This window comes from Micromonospora parathelypteridis (assembly GCF_014201145.1).
GTDB classification, from domain to species: Bacteria; Actinomycetota; Actinomycetes; order Mycobacteriales; family Micromonosporaceae; genus Micromonospora; species Micromonospora parathelypteridis.
Genome location: NZ_JACHDP010000001.1, coordinates 1,781,582 through 1,800,929, shown reverse-complemented (window position 1 = coordinate 1,800,929; position 19,348 = coordinate 1,781,582). Strand labels below are relative to the sequence as shown.

General features: G+C 69.9%; 17 protein-coding genes. 12 read left to right on the top strand and 5 right to left on the bottom strand.

What is annotated here, in order from left to right; all coding sequences use genetic code 11:
• The first annotated feature begins 105 nt into the window (after positions 1–105).
• From lepA to HNR20_RS07665, 8 genes are all read left to right on the top strand, one after another.
• Positions 106–1,983 (top strand): translation elongation factor 4, encoded by a 1,878-nt coding sequence (lepA, locus tag HNR20_RS07700; RefSeq protein WP_184177725.1) that lies wholly within the window; start codon positions 106–108, stop codon positions 1,981–1,983.
• Between the two features lie 707 nt (positions 1,984–2,690).
• Positions 2,691–2,975, top strand: coding sequence for a GlsB/YeaQ/YmgE family stress response membrane protein (locus HNR20_RS07695; protein ID WP_184177723.1), 285 nt, complete (start codon positions 2,691–2,693; stop codon positions 2,973–2,975).
• 785 nt (positions 2,976–3,760) lie between these two features.
• Positions 3,761–4,045, top strand: a complete 285-nt coding sequence (locus tag HNR20_RS07690; RefSeq protein ID WP_184177721.1) for a GlsB/YeaQ/YmgE family stress response membrane protein — start codon at positions 3,761–3,763, stop codon at positions 4,043–4,045.
• 286 nt (positions 4,046–4,331) lie between these two features.
• A complete protein-coding gene (locus HNR20_RS07685; RefSeq protein WP_184177719.1) occupies positions 4,332–5,618 on the top strand; it encodes a sugar ABC transporter substrate-binding protein in 1,287 nt (428 codons plus the stop codon).
• A complete protein-coding gene (locus tag HNR20_RS07680; protein ID WP_184177717.1) occupies positions 5,615–6,601 on the top strand; it encodes a carbohydrate ABC transporter permease in 987 nt (328 codons plus the stop codon). The genes HNR20_RS07685 and HNR20_RS07680 overlap by 4 nt, the downstream gene beginning before the upstream one ends.
• Positions 6,598–7,428, top strand: a complete 831-nt coding sequence (locus tag HNR20_RS07675; protein WP_184177715.1) for a carbohydrate ABC transporter permease — start codon at positions 6,598–6,600, stop codon at positions 7,426–7,428. Before HNR20_RS07680 ends, HNR20_RS07675 begins: the two co-directional genes overlap by 4 nt.
• A 55-nt stretch (positions 7,429–7,483) precedes the next feature.
• On the top strand, positions 7,484–8,125 hold the full coding sequence (locus HNR20_RS07670; protein WP_184177712.1) for an MOSC domain-containing protein: 642 nt from the start codon (positions 7,484–7,486) through the stop codon (positions 8,123–8,125).
• A gap of 161 nt (positions 8,126–8,286) precedes the next feature.
• Positions 8,287–9,480 carry a low temperature requirement protein A gene (locus HNR20_RS07665; protein ID WP_184177710.1) on the top strand — a complete coding sequence of 398 codons (1,194 nt, stop codon included), beginning with the start codon at positions 8,287–8,289 and terminating at the stop codon, positions 9,478–9,480.
• A 17-nt stretch (positions 9,481–9,497) separates the two neighbouring features.
• On the opposite strand, the gene HNR20_RS07660 is transcribed toward HNR20_RS07665, so the two are convergent.
• From HNR20_RS07660 to HNR20_RS07650, 3 genes are all read right to left on the bottom strand, one after another.
• Positions 9,498–10,700, bottom strand: coding sequence for a low temperature requirement protein A (locus HNR20_RS07660; RefSeq protein ID WP_184177708.1), 1,203 nt, complete (start codon positions 10,698–10,700; stop codon positions 9,498–9,500).
• A 192-nt stretch (positions 10,701–10,892) separates the two neighbouring features.
• The gene (locus HNR20_RS07655; protein WP_184177706.1) at positions 10,893–11,795 is read right to left on the bottom strand and encodes a phytanoyl-CoA dioxygenase family protein; all 903 of its coding nucleotides are present in this window, start codon (positions 11,793–11,795) and stop codon (positions 10,893–10,895) included.
• 222 nt (positions 11,796–12,017) lie between these two features.
• A complete protein-coding gene (locus HNR20_RS07650) occupies positions 12,018–12,878 on the bottom strand; it encodes a hypothetical protein (RefSeq protein ID WP_184177704.1) in 861 nt (286 codons plus the stop codon).
• A gap of 400 nt (positions 12,879–13,278) precedes the next feature.
• On the opposite strand from HNR20_RS07650, the gene HNR20_RS07645 reads away from it, so the two are divergent.
• Complete coding sequence (locus tag HNR20_RS07645; protein WP_184177702.1) at positions 13,279–14,043, top strand: SDR family NAD(P)-dependent oxidoreductase; 765 nt, start codon at positions 13,279–13,281, stop codon at positions 14,041–14,043.
• A gap of 87 nt (positions 14,044–14,130) precedes the next feature.
• Here HNR20_RS07645 and HNR20_RS07640 read toward each other — a convergent pair whose 3' ends face one another.
• A complete protein-coding gene (locus HNR20_RS07640) occupies positions 14,131–14,940 on the bottom strand; it encodes an enoyl-CoA hydratase-related protein (RefSeq protein WP_184177700.1) in 810 nt (269 codons plus the stop codon).
• A gap of 19 nt (positions 14,941–14,959) precedes the next feature.
• Here HNR20_RS07640 and hemW point away from each other — a divergent pair, with 19 nt between their 5' ends.
• Complete coding sequence (gene hemW, locus HNR20_RS07635; protein ID WP_184188134.1) at positions 14,960–16,183, top strand: radical SAM family heme chaperone HemW; 1,224 nt, start codon at positions 14,960–14,962, stop codon at positions 16,181–16,183.
• Between the two features lie 67 nt (positions 16,184–16,250).
• On the opposite strand, the gene HNR20_RS07630 is transcribed toward hemW, so the two are convergent.
• The gene (locus HNR20_RS07630; protein ID WP_184177698.1) at positions 16,251–16,880 is read right to left on the bottom strand and encodes a DUF4870 domain-containing protein; all 630 of its coding nucleotides are present in this window, start codon (positions 16,878–16,880) and stop codon (positions 16,251–16,253) included.
• A gap of 225 nt (positions 16,881–17,105) precedes the next feature.
• Between HNR20_RS07630 and hrcA the strand changes: the two genes are divergently transcribed.
• A complete protein-coding gene (gene hrcA / locus HNR20_RS07625; RefSeq protein ID WP_110562694.1) occupies positions 17,106–18,128 on the top strand; it encodes a heat-inducible transcriptional repressor HrcA in 1,023 nt (340 codons plus the stop codon).
• Positions 18,129–18,198: 70 nt separating this feature from the next.
• A complete protein-coding gene (dnaJ, locus tag HNR20_RS07620) occupies positions 18,199–19,347 on the top strand; it encodes a molecular chaperone DnaJ (RefSeq protein WP_184188132.1) in 1,149 nt (382 codons plus the stop codon).
• Position 19,348: the final 1 nt, after the last annotated feature.

Here is a 19,348-nt window from a genome sequence, read left to right as displayed (position 1 = left end):
GCCGATCCGTCGCCCGCGCAGCGGGCGCACCCCGGCGGCGTGGGAACATAGAGGGGGTCGGCGGCGCGCCGGCCTGTTCACGTCAGCCGACCAGAACGGACCGCTGTGCCACCGAAGCTCGATCCCGGCGCGAATGCTCCCGGTTCCACCGACCCCGGTCGCATCCGGAACTTCGGCATCATCGCCCACATCGACCACGGAAAGTCGACCCTGGCCGACCGGATGCTGCAGCTCACCGGCGTGGTCGACCCCCGGCAGATGCGCGCCCAGTACCTGGACCGGATGGACATCGAGCGCGAGCGCGGCATCACCATCAAGAGCCAGGCCGTCCGCATGCCGTGGACCATCCGCGACGGCGAGCGGACCGGCGAGCACGCGGTGCTCAACATGATCGACACCCCGGGGCACGTCGACTTCACCTACGAGGTGTCCCGGTCGCTGGCCGCCTGCGAGGGTGCCGTGCTGCTGGTCGACGCGGCGCAGGGCATCGAGGCGCAGACGCTGGCCAACCTCTACCTGGCCCTCGAGAACGACCTGCGTATCATCCCGGTGCTCAACAAGATCGACCTGCCGGCCGCCCAGCCGGAGAAGTACGCCGAGGAGTTGGCCCACCTGATCGGCGGCGACCCCGCCGACTGCATCCGGGTCTCCGGCAAGACCGGCGAAGGCGTACCGCACCTGCTCGACGAGATCGTCCGGCAGTTCATCCCGCCGGTCGGCGACGCCGAGGCGCCCGCACGGGCGATGATCTTCGATTCGGTGTACGACGTCTACCGCGGCGTCGTCACGTACGTCCGGGTCATCGATGGCCGGATCAGCGCCCGGGACCGGATCAAGATGATGTCCACCGGGGCCGTGCACGAGCTGCTGGAGATCGGCGTCATCTCCCCGGAGATGGTGAAGGCCGAGGCGCTCGGCGTCGGCGAGGTCGGCTACCTGATCACCGGCGTGAAGGACGTCCGGCAGTCCCGGGTCGGTGACACGGTCACCATCAACAGCCGGCCGGCGGCCGAGGCGCTGGGCGGCTACAAGGACCCGAAGCCGATGGTCTACTCCGGCCTCTACCCGATCGACGGGTCCGACTACCCCAACCTGCGCGAGGCGCTCGACAAGCTCAAGCTCAACGACGCCGCGCTGGACTACGAGCCGGAAACCTCCGGTGCGCTCGGCTTCGGCTTCCGCTGCGGCTTCCTCGGCCTGCTCCACCTGGAGATCATCCGGGAGCGGCTGGAGCGCGAGTACAACCTCGACCTGATCTCCACCGCGCCGAACGTCGTCTACCGGGCGATCACGGACGACGGCGAGGAGATCGTCGTGACCAACCCGAGCGAGTACCCCACCGGCAAGATCGCCGAGGTGTACGAGCCGGTGGTCCGGGCCACCGTGCTGACGCCCAACGACTACGTGGGCGCGGTGATGGAACTCTGCCAGGGTCGGCGCGGCACCCTGCTCGGCATGGACTACCTCTCCGCCGACCGGGTGGAGCTGCGCTACACGCTGCCCCTCGCGGAGATCATCTACGACTTCTTCGACCAGTTGAAGAGCCGTACCAAGGGCTACGCCTCACTCGACTACGAGCCCTCCGGCGAGCAGGCGTCCGACCTGGTGAAGGTGGACATCCTGCTGCACGGCGAGCCGGTGGACGCGTTCAGCGCCATCGTGCACAAGGACAAGGCGTACAACTACGGCGTCACCATCGCCGCCAAGCTGCGTACCCTGATCCCGCGCCAGCAGTTCGAGGTACCGATCCAGGCGGCCATCGGCAGCCGGGTCATCGCCCGCGAGACCATCCGGGCGATCCGCAAGGACGTGCTCGCCAAGTGCTACGGCGGTGACATCAGCCGTAAGCGCAAGCTGCTGGAGAAGCAGAAGGAAGGCAAGAAGCGGATGAAGATGGTGGGCCGGGTCGAGGTGCCGCAGGAAGCCTTCATCGCCGCCCTCTCCTCCGACTCCGGCGACGGCAAGGCAGCCGGGAAGAAGTAGCGCCGCCCCACCACCCGTCGGCGCGGCTGCCCGTTGGTGGGGTCGCCCGCCGGCGCGGGCGCCTGTCGGTTGGGGTCGCTTTCCGTGCGGTGGCCTTCCGTGCGGTGGCCTTCCGTGCGGTGGCCTTCCGTGCGGTGGCCTTCCGTGCGGTGGCCTTCCGTGCGGTCGGTCTCGTTATGCGGTCAGGTTGCCCCGTGCGGTCGGGCCCTCTGTGTGGTCGGGCCCACTCGACGGGCTCCTCGTCGACCCGTTGCCTCGGTCGGCCTGCTTCGGCCGGGCTGCCTCGACCGAACTGTTTCGGGCGGGCTGTTCCGGTGGGCCTGCTTCAGCAGGCTCCTCGGCCGGTCTGCTTCGGTCGAGCTGCCTCGACCGGTCTCGTCGACCCGTTGCGTCGGTCGGTCTGCTCGGCCGGGCTGCCTCGACCGGTCTATTCGCCCGTCGTGGATGCCGGCTGGTTGCTGACGGCGGGAGTATGACCGCGGCGGCGGAACTTTTTTGGAACGCCGTCGCGGGCCGAATGGGTCGACGAGATGGGCTCCTACCTGTGTGGACGCGCTTCCGCGCCAACCGACGCACCCGTTGGACATTGACGCCCGGCTTCGTCCTGTCAGGTGAGTCGGTTTGGGTTTTCGGCGGCCCGGGCACTTAGCGGTCACGACAGGAAGCACACACATCGTGTGTCAGACATTCTTTGAAGGAGGACGACCGTGGAGCTCACCGTGTGGGGCATCATCACTGCGATCGTTGTTGGTCTCATCGTCGGCGCGCTCGGCCGCCTGGTCGTCCCCGGCCGGCAGAACATGCCGATCTGGCTGCACATGCTCATCGGTATCGGCGCGGCTCTGCTGGGCACCGTGCTGGCGCGGGCCATCGGCATCGCCACCGAGACGAACGGCGTGGACTGGGGCGAGCTGCTGGTGCAGGTCGTCGTCGCGGCCATCGCGGTCGCGCTGGTGGCTGGCGTGGGTCGCCGCCGCAGCGTCACCCGATAACACCGAGCACTACCACGTACCACCGCAACACCCCGGATGGGCGCTCGACCGACAGGTCGGGCGCCCATCGGCGTTCATCCCGGCAGTGGCCGATCGCCGTGCCTGTCCGCGTGCCTCCGGTGCACCGGATCGCCGTGACCGGCTCCGCTCCCTCTCGGCGAAGTGGGGGTGTCCCTGTGGGTCTGATGCCGCAATGTCGGCGATCTGGTGATGATCTCTTGGCCCGGCGTCCTGTGTGGTCACACGGCCCGGGCCTGCGTCGGCCCTCTCTGGCGCCCCACCAGGATCGACTCCGTTTCGGCGATGTGGCGGTGTCTTCCCGGGCTGATACCGCAATGTCGGTGATCTGGTGTTGATCTTCCGGTCGGGTGTCTTGAAGGGGTGGACGGCTGGGGCCCTCTCGGCGGGCCTTTCTGGCGCGCCCCACCGTGATCGACTCTGTTTCGGCGATGTGGGGGTGTCAGCCCGGGCTCATACCGCAATGTCGGCGACCTTGTGTTGATCATGTGGCCGGGTGCCGGGTGCCGGGTGCCGGGTGGCTGGGTGGTCGGGTGGCCGGGGCGGGGGCCGTGGCCCCGCGGGCCTGGGCGGGTGGCTGGTCGCCACGGTGGCCGGTCGACATCGTGGGGCCTGCGCGGAGGTGGGCGGTGGAACGTGTTCCTGTCGGCCAAGTCGTGATCGTTTGGTGGCCGGAGTCGGTTTGGATTTTCGGTGGGGCGGGCACTTAGCGGTCACGACAGGAAGCACACACATCGTGTGTCAGACATTCTTGAAGGAGGGTGGCCGTGGAGCTCACCGTGTGGGGCATCATCACTGCGATCGTTGTTGGTCTCATCGTCGGCGCGCTCGGCCGCCTGGTCGTTCCGGGCCGGCAGAACATGCCGATCTGGCTGCACCTGTTGATTGGTGTCGGCGCGGCTCTGCTGGGCACCGTGCTGGCGCGGGCCATCGGCATCGCCACCGAGACGAACGGCGTGGACTGGGGCGAGCTGCTGGTGCAGGTTGTCGTCGCGGCCGTCGCGGTCGCGCTGGTGGCTGGCGTGGGTCGCCGCCGCAGCGTCACCCGATAACGACTCGGCATCGCCTGCGGGACAGCAGGCCCGATAACGACCTGGCATCACCTGGAAGACAGCAGGACTGGCAAGACCGCACTACCGGAAAGAGCGCCCGGCCCTGGCCGGGCGCTCTTTCGTGCTATGTGCCCAACTTCGGCCCGATGTCACGGCGGCACTCGTCGGGCTTCTGCGGTACGGTCGCCACGATTTCGGCCAGCCCCGCCCACTGTCGTAAAGGAATTCTTCGTACTAAGGTGCGGCGGAGAAGGTTAGTTCCAGGCGGCGCGAGGGGAGAGTGGGCGTGAACAGGTGGAAGCGGCTGGCCCCGGTCACCGCCATGGTGGCCTCGGCCGCGATGGTGCTGACCGGCTGCGGGGGTTCCGGTGAGGACGCGGCTGACGACAGCAAGCTCACGGTCTGGATGATGGGCGAGGGCGGCGACGCGCAGAACGCCTTCCTCGACGGGGTCGAGGCCGAGTTCCGCCAGAAGCACCCCGACACCGACGTGGTGGTGCAGTACATTCCCTGGCTCGAGGCGCCCAAGAAGTTCCAGGCGGCGCTCGCCGGGGGCGAGGGGCCGGACGTCACCGAGCTGGGCAACACCGAGACTCAGGGCTGGGCTGCCCAGGAGGCGCTCGCCGACGTGAGCGGGCGGATGGGCGGCTGGGCCGACAGCAAGGACCTGCTGCCTGACCTGGTGCGCAACGCGCAGCTCGACGGCAAGCAGTACGGCGTGCCGTGGTACGCGGGCGTCCGGGCGATCTACTACCGCACGGACTGGTTCGCCGAGGCGGGCGTTCAGCCGCCGAAGACCTGGGACGACCTGGTCACGGTGGCCAAGGCCGTGCAGGCGAAGAAGAAGGGCACCTACGGCATCGCCCTGCCGGGCAACTCCGAGCTGCCTTTCTACTCCTTCCTCTGGGGGGCCGGCGGCGAGATCGCCAGCAACCAGGGCGGCGCCTGGAAGTCCGGCTACACCACGCCCGAGGCGCAGCGGGCCGTCAAGTTCTGGACCGACCTGGTGACCGTCCACAAGGTGGCCCCGCCGGCAGCGGCAGGCTGGAACGAGATCGACGCGCGCACCCAGTTCGCCACCGGCAAGGCGGCGATGGCGTTCGCCGGTAGTTGGCAGCAGGGCGCCATCAAGAAGGACAACCCCGAGATCGAGAAGGTCTGGGGTACGTTCCCGATCCCCGGCCCGGACGGCAAGGCGGCGCCCGGTTTCGCGGGCGGCTCGGACGTGGCGATCTGGAAGGACAGCGAGCGGCAGGACCTGGCCTGGGACTACCTGACCGTGCTGCTGAACAAGAAGAACGCGCAGAGCTTCGCGAGCAGCCTCGGCTTCTTCCCCGTCTACCAGGATCTCGTCGCGGGTGACACGTACGCCAACGACAAGGTGATGGCGGCGTTCGCCACCACCATGCAGAACACCAAGCTCACGCCGCTCACCCCGAAGTGGGTGGAGGTCAGCCGTACCAAGACGGTGACCCAGGCGATGAACAGCTCGGTCATGAAGGGTCAGAAGACGGTCGAGAAGGCTACCGCCGATGCGGCCGGTGAGATGGAAAGCATCCTCAACGCCAAGTGACCACGCTGACCGAGGTGCCGGAGACGGCCGCCGCGCGGGAGACCCCCGCGCGGCGGCGTCGCCGGGTGGACCGCCTGCCCTACCTGCTGCTCCTGCCCGCACTGGTGATCATCGGGGTGCTGCTGCTCTGGCCGCTCGGCCAGGTGGTGGCGATGTCCTTCTACCGGCTGAACAGCGTCCGGCAACTGCGCGGCGACCGAGAGTGGCCGTGGGTGGGGCTGGGCAACTACGCCGACATCCTCTCCGATCCGTTCTTCCTGACCGTGCTGCGCAACACGGTGTTGTTCGCCGCGGCCAACGTGCTGCTCACGATGGTCCTCGGCACGCTGGTCGGGCTGCTGCTCAACCGGCTCGGCCGCAAGATGGCGACCTTCGTGGCCAGTTGCGTGATGCTCGCCTGGGCCACGCCGGCACTGACCGGCACCATCGTCTGGAAGTGGATCTTCGACGACACGAGCGGCCTCGTCACGTGGCTGTTCAACGCGTTGCCGGACGGGCTCTCCAACAGTCTGTTCGGTCGTAGCGACTGGACCGGCTACGGCTGGTTCAACTCGCCACTGCTCTTCTTCGCCATTCTCACTCTGGTGGTGGTCTGGCACTCGTTCCCGTTCATCGCGGTGAGCGTGCTCGCCGGTCTCAAGAGCGTGCCGAGTGAGCTGCACGAGGCGGCCCGGGTGGACGGCGCCAGCCCGTGGCGGGTGTTCTGGAAGATCACCTTCCCGCTGCTGCGCCCGGTCTTCGGGATCCTGATCGTGCTCTCCACCATCTGGGACTTCAAGGTCTTCACCCAGCAGTTCGTGCTGGCCGGCGGCACCCAGGACCGGCCAACGTTCATGCTCGCCATCTACTCGTACGCCGAAGCTTTCTCTCCGCCGCCGAAGTACGGACTCGGCGCGGCCATCGCGGTGATCCTCACGCTGATCCTGCTGGTGGTCACCGGCTTCTACGTACGGATGGTGCTCAGGCAGGAGGACGAGTCGTGAAGAAGGTCGCCCTCAACGCCGCCGGGCTGCTGGTCGCGCTCTTCGCGGCGTTCCCGGTCTACTGGATGATCTCCACCTCGCTGAAGCCGAGCAACGAGATCTTCTCGGCCACCCCGCAGCCGGTGCCGACCCATCCGACGCTGGCGCACTACCGGGAAATCCTGACCGGCAACCTGATCCCCGGAGTCAGCTTCTTCGACTTCTTCCTCAACAGCGTGCTGGTCGCGGTCTCCACTGTGGTGCTCAGCGGCCTGGTCGCGTTGCTCGCCGCGACCGCGGTGGCCCGGTTCCGCTTCCGTCTGCGCACCAGCTTTCTGATCATGCTGCTGGTGGTGCAGATGATCCCGCTGGAGGCGTTGGTCATCCCGCTCTTCCTGATGATCCAGCGGCTGGGGCTCTACAACACCCTGCCCAGCCTGATCCTCACGTACCTCGGTTTCTCGTTGCCGTTCGCGGTCTGGATGCTGCGCGGCTTCGTCGCCGCGGTGCCCAAGGAGTTGGAGGAGGCCGCGGCCATCGACGGTGCCAGCCGGGCCCAGACCTTCCGTCGGGTCCTCTTTCCGCTGGTCGCGCCCGGCCTGGTGGCCACCAGCATCTTCTCCTTCATCACGGCGTGGAACGAGCTGATCTTCGCGTTGACGTTCATCAACGATCAGGGGAGCTACACGCTGCCGGTGGCGATGACCTTCTTCTTCGGCCGGGACGACACCAACTGGGGCCCGGTGATGGCCGCGTCCACCCTGTTCACCCTGCCGGTCATCATCTTCTTCCTGCTGGTGCAGCGCCGGATGGTCTCCGGCCTGGTGGCCGGCGCCGTCAAGGGCTGAGTGCGGACCCGCCGCAGGTCGGCCGCCCGCATGAACCAGGCCTAAGCTGGCCGTCATGACGGGCAGGGTGGCAGCGGTGAACCTCGGCGTGGTGACCGAGGCGGAGTGGGCCGGCGACGCGAGCGGTCGCAGCGGCATCGACAAGCGGCCGGTCGACGGGCCGGTGCTGGTCCGCTTCGACGGGGTGGTCGGTGACTTCATCGGAGAGCGGGCCCATCACGGCGGCCCCGACCAGGCGGTCTACGCCTACGCCGAGGAGGACGCCGGTTGGTGGGCGGCCGAGCTGGGTCGGGCCGTACGGCCCGGTGGGTTCGGTGAGAACCTGACCACGTACGCGGTCGACGTGACCGGCGCGGTGATCGGCGAGCAGTGGCAGGTCGGCGCTGCCCTGCTCCAGGTCACCAAGCCGCGTACGCCCTGCACCACCTTCGCCGGCTACTGGGGCGTACCGGATCTGATCAAGCGGTTCACCGCCCGGGCATTGCCCGGCGCCTACCTTCGGGTGTTGCGGGAGGGGGAGGTGGGTCCGGGCGACCCGGTCGAGGTGGTGGAGCGGCCCGCGCACGGCGTGACCATCGGTGAGGTGTTCCGGGCGACGAGCCTGGAGCCGGAGCTGCTGCCCCGGCTGCTGGACGCGGAGGACCTGCCGGAGAAGATCCGCGAGAAGGCCCGCCGTCGCCTCGCCGCTCGGCGCTGACCGAGGTGCCGCGACGACACCCGGCCTTCCGGTCCAGGCGGGGACAGTCGGCGGGCGAGCCATTGGATTCGGCCGTAAGAACCGGATGACGGGGCTGACCGAGGGCCGTTGCCCGTAATGTCCCCACCGAGGGCGTGCGGCGGGGGGCCGGGTGAAGCGCGATGTCGATGGCGACGGACGGTGGTGCTGGGGCGGCCCCACCAGCCGACCCGGACCTGGAGCGTCCGGCGTTCCTGGAGCTCTTCTTCGACCTCGTCTACGTCTTCGCGCTGGTCACCTTGGCGAATCTGTTGGCCAACAACCCGACCTGGATCGGCGTCGCCGAGACGTTGGTGCTGCTGCTCGCGTTCAGCATGATCTGGGCGCTGACGGTATGGGGCGCGGACGCCATCGACCTGGCCCGCCCGTCGGGGCAGGGACAGATCATCTGGGTGGCGGCGACCAGCCTGCTGCTGGCCGCGGTCGCGACAGATGCGTACGGTGATCGCGCGCTGCTCTTTGCGATCGCGTACTTGTTCATCCACTTCAGCACCGCCGCTTACTACGCCCTCGCCCCCTCGGCCAAGACCCTGCTTCCCGGCAGTATCCGGATCCTGACCTGGGAGTCCATCGCCGGCGTCGGCTGGATCGGCGGGGCACTCGTCGGCGGTTCGGGCCAGTTGCCGATCTGGGCGCTCGCGGTCGTCGTCGAGTACTCCGCGGCCGGGTTCGGCTGGCCGGTGCCCGGGATCGGCCGCTCACATGCGCGCGACTGGCGGCTGGTCAGCGGGCGGGTGGCCGAGCGTTACCGGCAGTTCGTCATCGTCGCGCTCGGTGTCGCGCTCTTCGTGACCGGAACGACCTTCAGCACGAGCGATGTCACGCTGGAACGAGCCTGGGCACTGGCGGTGGTGTTCGGCACCGTGGTGCTGATGTGGCGGATCTACACCTACCGCGCTGGTGAGTTGCTGACCGACGCCATCGCCCGGTCGACCAACCCGGCGCTGCTCACCCAGTTCGCCGCGGTCACCCATTTGATCATGGTGGCCGGAATCGTCGGCGCGGCGGTCACCAGTCACCTGGTGGTGGGCCGCCCGTGGGGCGAGACCCCGCCGTCGTGGGCCGCGGTCATCCTCGGCAGCCCCGCGTTGTACCTGGCCGGGCGGGGCGTACTCGATTTCACCGTGTTCGGGCGGATCTCGCGGTCCCGGCTGGGCGGGCTGCTGCTGCTGGCGTGCGTGGCGCCGGCGGCGCCACTGCTGCCGCCGATCGTGGTCGCGCTGCTCGCCATGACCGTGCTGGCCCTGATCGCCGTGGCGAACCTGGTGAGCACCCGTCGACACGCGCGTATGCCGGCACCGCCGATGCGGCGGTGACTCCTCGCGGCGGCCCCTCATGGTGTCGATGCGGTAGCTCCGACCGGTCCGCGGCGCGCGGCCAACTCTTCGCAGACCAGGGTGAGCAGCAGGACCAGGTTCGCTACCACCAGGGCGGTCAGCGGCTTGCGCAGGAACGTGTCGGGCCCCACCAGAGCGCACAGCGCCACGATCGCCAGCGCCACGATCGCCAGCACCCGGGACCAGAGGATCCGGGCGGTCACCACGGCATCGAACAGGACGCTGCCGAGCAGGAACAGGACCGGTCCACCGAGGATGGCGGCGAGCAACTCGACCGGAGCGCGGCCGAACGGTCGGTCGACGACTATCGAGGTGCTGGTCGAGACCAACACCACCCCGGCCACCATGACCAGGTGGGTGTACGAGGTGGAGGTGCCGGAGCGGACCCGTTCGACCGTTGCGACACCCGGTGGGGCAAGGATCCGCTGGACCCGCTGGAAGTAGAGCTGGAACAGCAGGACCGCGCTGACGAACGCGACCGCACAGGTGACCACCGGGCCGGCGGTGAATCCGCTGCCGGCCAGCCCCATGCCGGTGTTCAGGATCAACTCGCCGAGCGCGACGATGAAGATCGCCCGATGCCGCTCGGAGAGGTGCACCCCGGTGAAGATCTGGCTGGCGAGCTCGGTACGCCCCAGCCACGGCGTCGGCCAGCCGAACCGGGCCGAGCCGAGGTCGACCGCCACCGCGAGCGACCAGAGCACCAGCCGAGCCGTCTCCTCCACGAACACTCCGGCCACCCATGGCGCCACGGTGATGCCGAACCAGAAGAACACCCGGATGCTCCTGGCCTGGATCGGACGGTTCATCCGGGTGCCGGGGATCAGAACGGCGTCACGGGTGAGGTGGATGCCGAAGTACGCCGCGACGAAGAGCCACCCGTACCGGCCGAAGGCGTCTGGGGTCGCGATTGCCATCAGCAGGGTGCCGAGCATGACCAGCAGGACGGTGGCCTGGATGATCGGCAGCCGAGGGTCGAACAGGTCGGTGATCCACGCGGTCAGCACCCAGACCCACCAGGCGGCCAGCAGTAGGACGGCGGTCTGCGCCGCGCCTCGAACGGTCAGGTTGTCGGCCAGGCTGGCAGCGAGCCGGGAGAACATGAAGATGTAGACCAGGTCGAAGAAGAGCTCCAGGAAGGTCGGATACTCCGGCTCGCCGCGGCGGCGGAGGATCCGGGGTAGCGGAGCGGACGTCACTGCGGCTGCCTCCTGTGCCACCCCGCGCCCTGGGCGGCGGGAGCGCTGCGCCCCGACCCTGCGCACCCGCCACGCTACCGACAGTATGGTGCCGGGTGGCCCAGAACGGGCTCGCCCCGAGGGGTGGCGGCTCGCGGAACGTGGAACGGCCCCCTGCCTTGGGCAGAGGGCCGTTCTACGAGCAGCAGAAGATCAGCGGAGCCAGGGGACGCTGCGGTCGAGCCGGCCGCGCTCCTTGAGCTCCTTGCGCAGTGGGATCTCGTCGTCGACGTACCCGTCCCAGTTGATGCCCCAGTAGTTGGCGGTGTGGGTGCCCTCACCGATCAGCTGGCGCTGCACCGGGGTGCGGTTGCGGTACCACTCGCCGTTCACGTCGGGGTGCAGCTCGTCCAGCGGACGGATCCACCGGTAGGTGTAGCCGACGAAGAGCATCTTGCGGGTGATGGTCGACAGGTTCGTCGACCGCGAGTGCCACTGCCGGCGGTCGAAGATGAAGGCGTCGCCCGGGTTGGCGGTGATCTCCACCGTGCCCTCCGGGTCCGGGTTGTGCACGCTGAGGTCCGCGGGCCGGGGCAGCGAGTTCAACAGGTGGCTGCCCGGGATGACCTTGGTGGCGCCGCGGCCGGTCTCGGAGAGGTCCGACAGCACGTACGCGACCTTCAGCGAGAACATCGGCCGAGGCAGGTTCGGGTCCATCGTCTCAGGGTCGGAGTTCTGCCGGTACCCGTCCTGGTGCCAACCCCAGTAGGGCTTCTCCGGCTCAGCCGCCGGCGGGGTGACGTCCAGGTGGTTGTGGTGGGTGTAGATGTTCCAACCGGCCAGCCCCCACATGTACGGGAAAGCGATCGGGTGGGTGAGCAGCTCGCCGAAGAGCTCGTCGCGCTCCAGGAAGCCCAGCAGGTGCAGGGTGCCGTCCTTCTTGGTGGTGCCCTTCGCCTGCTCCTCCGCGTAGACGCGGTCGACTGCCGCCTCCAGCGCCGCCCGGTGGTCCTCCGTCAGGACGTTGCGCAGCAGGAGGAAGCCCTGCTCGTGAAACTCCTTGCGGTCAGTGTCGCTGATCGGTTCGTAACCGGTCCGGTCGCCGTAATCGAACACCGCGTCGTACCCCTCCCCATGAGGTGAAACCTTTTCTGGCACAGGCCGCCGATCGTAACGCGATGGCCAGGGCATCGGGGAGGGTGTGTTTCACGGGTGTGCCCTCAGTGGGACCCCGTGCAGCGGGAGGACTGCGTAGCGTGAGACTTCCACGACAAGTTGAGGGGATCGAACTATTTTGTCCGATTGTGCGGTGACTGCCGGTTAAGAGATCCGGGCCGGTCACCCCTCGTTGAACACCTCGGCGACCACCTGACCGGCGGGGTTCTGCTGGCCGCTCACCCGATCCCAGGTGCCGTCGCGAGCGGTCCACTCCAGGTCGCCGAAGCGGACGCGCTTCACCCCGTGGTCCTGGGCGTGCGAAACCAGCCAGTGCGCGTACCGCCAGCCGTCACGCTGGTCGCCCGGCGTCACCGCCAGCCCGGTCGGGTCGGTCGGGTCGAGGCCCTTCAACCCCCAGTCCAGCGCCAGGTTGCGGGTGAGCTGCGCGGCCGCCGCCGCGCCGTGCATTGCCGGGGTACGCCCCACCGTGCACGCGACCGCGCCGCTGGCGTCGCCCATCAGTGCCCGGCTGAGCACCTCGGAGTCGTCGGCCCATTTCTGGTAGGCCTCGGGGAAGGCGGATCGCTGCACCCGTTGGGCGGCGTCGGTGACGCGCATCTTCTCCCAGCCGCGCACTTTCTTGAGCGCCGCGTAGAACCGGTTGGCCGCGTAGCGCGGGTCGCGGATCTGTGCCGGGGTGCCCCAGCCCTGGCTCGGTCGCTGCTGGAACAGGCCGACCGAGTCCCGGTCGCCGTCAGCGAGGTTGCGCAGCCCGGACTCCTGGTACGCCGTGGCCAGCGCGACAACCACGGCCCGCTCGGGCATGCCGCGCTTCGCGCCGATCGCCGCGATGGTCGCCGCGTTTGCCATCTGGTCGGCATCCAGCGCGACCCGGCCGTCAGCCTGCACGGTGCACTTTCGTGACAGCGTCGGCAGCTGGAGGCGGTCGCCGACCTGCCGTACGACGAGCCAGATCGCGATCACGGCGACGAGGATGAGCACCACTCCACCCGCTACGGCTGCCCGAGTTCGCACCCACACCCCCAGATCGACAAGTCTGCCAAGCGTACGTCCCCGCCGCTCCGTTCGGGTCGTCCGAGCGGTTCGGGGCCGGCTCGGCGGCTCCGCCCCGGTTCGGGGTCGGCTCCGCCGACGCGTTCCGATCGAGGCATTCCCGCTTCAGGCGTGGTCTCACCTCCTCGTATGGCCTCGCCGCCCACCATGGCTCGGCGACAATCGAGGCATCTCCTGCCAGGTCCCGCCAGCCGGGTGGCAAGCACCCAGCGTTTCGGCGGGCTGACCTGTCGTGCGCATCACCGCCGCGACCCTGTGGGGAGGTGATTGACCGGTCAAGGACTTGAGGCGGTTGACATGTCAATCGCTGGCCCGCCCGGTCGAACACGCAGGCGGCCGGACCGGCCACGGAGCAAGGAGGAGTTCCATGGGAACGCTCGACGGCAAGGTTGTGCTCGTCACCGGCACCGGCGGCGGTCTGGGACGCGTCGCGGCGCTGACGTTCGCGCGGGAGGGCGCGAAGGTCGTCGGGGCCGACATCCAGGTGGCCGGCAACGAGGAGACGGTCGAACTCGTCCGGATCGCCGGCGGTGAGATGACCGGCATCGCGCCAGTCGATCTCACCAACCCGGAGCAGGTGCGGAAGCTCGTCGAGGACGCCGCCGCGGCCTATGGCGGGCTCGACGTGGTCTACAACAACGCGGCCGCGCTCCGCTTCGGCCCGATGCCGGACTTCTCCGTCGAGGACTGGAGGTACACCATCACCGGTGAACTCGACATTCCCTACTTCGTGTCGAAGTTCGCCTGGCCGCACCTCGTCCAGCGCGGCGGGGGCGTCATCATCAACGCCGCCTCCATGGCCGGCATGATCGCGGGTCAGGTCCCCCCGATGGTCGGCCACACCGCGGCGAACGCCGGCGTCATCGGTTTGACGCGACAGTTGGCGCTCGAAGGCGCGCCACACGGGATCCGGGCGGTCGCGGTCAGCCCCGGGCCCATCCTCACCCCGGCCAGTGAGCGCGACCTGGGCGACAACCAGGCGGCCCGGGACGCGATCACCAGCAAGACCCTCCTCAAGCGGTTTGCCCGCCCCGAGGAGGTCGCCGAGCTGGTGGTGTTCCTCGCATCGGACCGGGCGTCGTACATCACCGGGGCGAACTACCCGGTCGACGGCGGCGCGACCGCCTGGTGACCCGACCGAGCGGCCGGGGACGCCACCTAGCAGTGGCCGTCCCCGGCACCCCGGTCCTACCCGGCACCGGCCCCGGCACCCCCGGTCCTACCCGGCATGATCACCGTGATCCGCGTCCAGAGCGGCCACCCATCGAGTCAATCTCTTCTCCCGGAACGCGGTGACCCCCTCGCGTCCCTCGTCGGAGAGGAAGTAGCCGGTCGAGAGGGCGGCCAACCGGGCCAGGTCGCCACGCAGCTCGGCGGTGCCCGGCCGGCGCAGCAGCTCCTTCGCGCCGGCCAGCGCGCCGGGCGCGCCGCGGACCAGCGAGTCGCAGAACCGCTGCACCGCCGCGTCCAGGCCGTCTGCCGGCACGGACGCCGTGACCAGGCCGATCTCGGCGGCCCGCCGGCCGTCGAAGGTGTCTCCGGTCAGGTACAGCTCGGCGGCGGCGCGCGGGTGCAGCCGGGGCAGCACGGTCGCCGAGATCACCGCCGGGATCACCCCGATCCGCACCTCGGTGAACGCGAACGTCGCCTGATCGGCGCAGACCGCCAGGTCGGCGGCGGCGATCAGGCCCAGCCCACCGGCTCGCGCCGGCCCGGCGACCCGGGCCAGCACGGGCTTCGGGCACTCCCAGAGCGCGGCGAGCACGTCACCCAGCATCCCGGCGGGCACCGTCCCACTGGCGTACGCCGCGGCGGTCTCCTTCAGGTCGGCTCCGGAGCAGAAGACCGGGCCGGTGTGGTCGAGCACGATCACTCGAACCGCGTCGTCGGCGACCGCGTCCGCCAGCCCGGCCAGCAGCTGGGTCATCAGGCCGGTGGAGAGCGCGTTGCGGTTGTGCGGGCTGTCCAGGGTGAGGGTGGTCACCCCACGGGCCGTGGCGACCCGCACGAGGACGTCGGGAGAGGTCATGCCGGGCACACTAGTGGCCATGCCCGGCGTCCTTCCAGATGGTGAGACCGTCCCCGTTGACGGATCGCTGCCCGCCACCGCCACCGCAGCGGTCGGCGCGCGCGGCTTCGGCGTGTACGTGCACGTCCCGTTCTGCGCGAGCCGCTGCGGCTACTGCGACTTCAACACCTACACGGCGGCCGAGCTGGGCGGTGGCGCCAGCCGCGAGGGGTACGCCGACACCGTCCTGGCCGAGTTGGCACTCGCGGCCCGGGTGCTCGGCGACAGCCCGCCGCCCCGGGTCGACACCGTCTTCGTCGGCGGCGGCACGCCCACCCTGCTCCCCGCCGACGACCTGGCCCGCATCCTCGACGGCATCGACCGCACCTGGGGGCTGGCCGCCGACGCCGAGGTCACCACCGAGGCCAACCCGGAATCGGTCACCCCGGAATCGTTGAAGCTGCTGCGGTCCGCCGGCTACACCCGGATCTCGCTGGGCATGCAGTCCGCCTCCCCGGGAGTGCTGGCGATCCTGGACCGCAAACACAGCGCCGGCCGGGCCACCGCCGCCGCCCTGGAGGCCCGGGACGCCGGGTTCGAGCACGTCAACCTGGATCTGATCTACGGGACGCCGGGGGAGCGGGCCGAGGACTTCGCCGCATCGCTGGAGCAGGTCGTGGCCGCCGGGGTGGACCACGTCAGCGCGTACGCCCTGATCGTCGAGGACGGCACCCGGCTCGCCGCCCGGATGAGGCGCGGCGAGCTGGCGTACCCCAGTGACGACGTGGCCGCGGACCGCTACCTCGCCGCGGAGGCCGCACTCGACGCGGCCGGGCTCTCCTGGTACGAGGTCTCCAACTGGGCCCGCACCGACGAGGCCCGCTGCCGGCACAACCTGCTCTACTGGACCGGCGCGGACTGGTGGGGGCTGGGGCCGGGGGCGCACAGCCACGTCGGTGGGGTGCGCTGGTGGAACGTCAAACACCCCTCGGCGTACGCCCAGCGGTTGGCCGCGGGCGCGTCTCCTGGCCTCGCCCGGGAGGTGCTCACGGTCGACGAGGCGCACATGGAGGACGTGATGCTCCGGCTGCGACTCGCCAGCGGCCTGCCGCTGGCGGTGCTCGACGGCGTCGGCCGGGCCGGTGCGGAGCGGGCGCTGGCCGACGGCCTGCTGGACACCGATGCGTACGCGGCCGGCCGGGCGGTGCTCACCCTGCGCGGGCGGCTGCTGGCCGACGCGGTCGTGCGCGACCTGCTGCCCTGAGCGGACCCGCTGCCCCGGACCGGGGCAGCGGGTGCTGCGGGCCGGCCGGGGGAGCGGCCGGCCCGGATCACTTGATGAAGTTGGCGGACATCGGGTAGCGGTAGGCGGTGCCCTCGTTGGCCTTCATGCCCGCGATGATCCCGAACAGGATCTGGATCACCACGACGGCGATGCTGGGCAGGAAGAGCAGGCACCAGCTCACGAAGAGCAGCACGAACGCGATGATCGACCAGAGGATCTGGAAGTTCAGGGCGGCCAGAGCGTGCGCCCGGACGGCCGGCGACTGGTTACCGCGGGCCAGGTAGGCGATGAGCGGGGCGACGAAGCCCAGCGGACCAAAGCTGATCAGCGCGCCGAGGGAACCGCCGAAGTGCGCGACCAGCGCCCAGGTCTTGTCCTCGTTGCTGGCATAGCCGCCGTAGGCGCCACCGGTCGGATATCCGCCGGCGGGGTAGCCGCCGGGCGGGGGGTAACCGCCGGGCGGAGGATAGCCACCCGCCGGAGGGTAGCCACCTGACGGCGGTTGGTCACCAGTGGGCGGAGGATAGCCACCGGCCGGGGGATAGCCGCCCGGGCCGGGTGCCCCGGACAGTGGTGCGGTGGGCGGCTCGGCCGACGGAAACGAGCTCGGGGAGGTCGGCTCCGGCGGGTAGTCGCCGGGCTCACCCGCTCCGGGAGGGCGAGGAGGTTCAGTCATGGATGTCACGGTAGAGGCCAGTGGCAACGCCGCACCAGAGCGACTCCGCCCGGCAGTGTGGGCCGATCGGCCCAGCGGGGTTGCGCGAGCCGCACCGATGAGCCGCCGTTGATCATCGCGCCGGCGGGTACGCCGACGTAGACTGGCACTCGTTACAGTCGAGTGCCAGGAAGGCCCGGCCGGCCTATGGCGCCGGCGGCCGACGTGCGACAGGAGGTGCGGAGAATGGGTCTCGACGACCGGAAACTCGCCGTGCTCCGCGCGATCGTCGAGGACTACGTCTCCACCCAGGAGCCGGTCGGCAGCAAGGCGCTCGTCGAGCGGCACCAGCTCGGCGTGTCTCCGGCCACGGTCCGCAACGACATGGCCGTGCTGGAGGAAGAGGGCTACATCCGGCAGCCGCACACCAGTGCCGGCCGGGTGCCCACCGATCGCGGCTACCGGCTCTTCGTCGACCGGTTGTCCCGGGTCAAGCCACTCAGCCCGGCCGAGCGCCGGGCCATCGAGCGCTTCCTGGTCGGCGCGGTCGACCTCGACGACGTGGTGCACCGCACGGTGCGGCTGCTCGCTCAGCTGACCCGGCAGGTCGCCGTCGTGCAGTACCCGAGCCTGGCCCGTTCCTCGGTTCGTCACCTGGAGCTGGTGCCGATCTCCACCACCCGGCTGATGCTCGTCATGATCGCCGACACCGGCCGCGTGGAACAGCGGCTGGTGGAGCTGCCCGGCCCGGTGCCCGCCGACAACGTCACCGACCTGCGCCGGTTGGTCAACGAAAAGCTCGCCGGCGCCCGGCTGTCCGACACGCCGCCGTTGGTGCAGGCGCTTGTCGAAGAGGCGCCAGCCGAGCTGCGTCCGACGATGACCACCCTCGCCACGGTGCTCCTGGAGACGCTGGTCGAGCGCCATGAAGAACGCATCGCGCTCGCCGGCACCGCCAACCTCACCCGGGGCGGCCTGCTCGACTTCCAGGGTTCGCTGCGGCCGATCCTCGAGGCGCTGGAGGAGGAGGTCGTGCTCCTCAAGCTCATCGGCGAGACCGAGCCGAGCACGACCCGGGTGCTGATCGGCGACGAGAACGAGTTCGACAACCTGCGCGCCGCCTCCGTGGTCAGCACCGGGTACGGCCCAGGCGCCACGATCGTCGGCGGCCTGGGGGTGCTGGGGCCCACCCGGATGGACTACCCCGGCAATATCGCCACGGTGCGCGCCGTGGCACGCTACGTGGGCGAGTTGCTGGCCCAGAACTGACAGTCAGGGCCGACGGCCGGCTGCCGCCGGATCGGCGCAACGCGAGACGAACATGAGGACACGGAACGCAGTGGCCAGGGACTACTACGGCATTCTCGGTGTGAGCCGGGAAGCCTCCGATGACGAGATCAAGCGCGCCTACCGCAAGTTGGCGCGCCAGTTCCACCCGGACGTCAATCCGGACCCGGAGGCTCAGGAGAAGTTCAAGGACATCAACGCCGCGTACGAGGTCCTCTCGGACGACCGGAAGCGGCAGATCGTCGACCTGGGTGGCGACCCGCTCGCCCCGGGTGGCGGTGGCGGCGCTGGCGGCCCGGGTGGTCCGGGTGGTGCCGGCCCGTTCGTCGGTTTCCAGGACATCATGGACGCGTTCTTCGGTGGCGCGGCCGGTGGCGCCCGTGGCCCGCGTCCGCGTACCCGGCCGGGTGCCGACGCGATCCTGCGACTCGAGTTGGACCTGCACGAGACGGCGTTCGGCGTCGAGGCGCCGATCACCGTCGACACGGCCGTGCTCTGCACCACCTGCTCCGGAGCGGGCACGGCCGCCGGCACCCACCTGGCGACCTGCGAGGCGTGCGCCGGGCGGGGTGAGGTGCAGTCGGTGCAGCGCACCTTCCTCGGCCAGGTGGTCTCCGCCCGGCCGTGCACCGTGTGCCAGGGCTACGGCACCACCATCCCGCACCCCTGCCCCACCTGCGCCGGCGACGGCCGGGTGCGCACCCGCCGCTCGCTGACCGTCAAGATCCCGGCCGGGGTCGAGGACGGCATGCGGATCCGGCTGGCCCAGCAGGGCGAGGTGGGCCCGGGTGGCGGCACCGCCGGCGACCTCTACGTGGAGATCCACGAGCGGCCGCACGACGTCTACTCCCGCAAGGGCGACGACCTGCACTGCCGCGTCACCGTGCCGATGACCGCGGCGGCGCTCGGCACCCGCCTGACCATCAAGACCCTGGACAGCGAGGAGACGGTCGACGTCAAGGCCGGCACCCAGCCGGCCAGCACGCTGCGGCTGCGCGCCCGGGGTGTGCCACACCTGCGTGGCACCGGCCGGGGCGACCTCTACGTGCACCTGGACGTCCGGACGCCGACCAAGCTCGACCCGGACCAGGAGAAGATGCTGCGCGACTTCGCCAAGACCCGTGGTGAGGAGGTCGCCGAGCTGTCCAAGCAGGGCGGCTTCTTCTCCCGGATGCGCGACGCGTTCAACGGGCACGCCTGAG

Coding starts and splice junctions, on each gene's coding strand:
- HNR20_RS07670 (WP_184177712.1), top strand. CDS start 7,484: ATGACGGGCAGGGTGGCAGCGGTGAACCTCGGCGTGGTGACCGAGGCG.
- HNR20_RS07665 (WP_184177710.1), top strand. CDS start 8,287: ATGTCGATGGCGACGGACGGTGGTGCTGGGGCGGCCCCACCAGCCGAC.
- HNR20_RS07645 (WP_184177702.1), top strand. CDS start 13,279: ATGGGAACGCTCGACGGCAAGGTTGTGCTCGTCACCGGCACCGGCGGC.
- HNR20_RS07640 (WP_184177700.1), bottom strand. CDS start 14,940: ATGACCTCTCCCGACGTCCTCGTGCGGGTCGCCACGGCCCGTGGGGTG.
- hemW (WP_184188134.1), top strand. CDS start 14,960: ATGCCCGGCGTCCTTCCAGATGGTGAGACCGTCCCCGTTGACGGATCG.
- HNR20_RS07630 (WP_184177698.1), bottom strand. CDS start 16,880: ATGACTGAACCTCCTCGCCCTCCCGGAGCGGGTGAGCCCGGCGACTAC.
- hrcA (WP_110562694.1), top strand. CDS start 17,106: ATGGGTCTCGACGACCGGAAACTCGCCGTGCTCCGCGCGATCGTCGAG.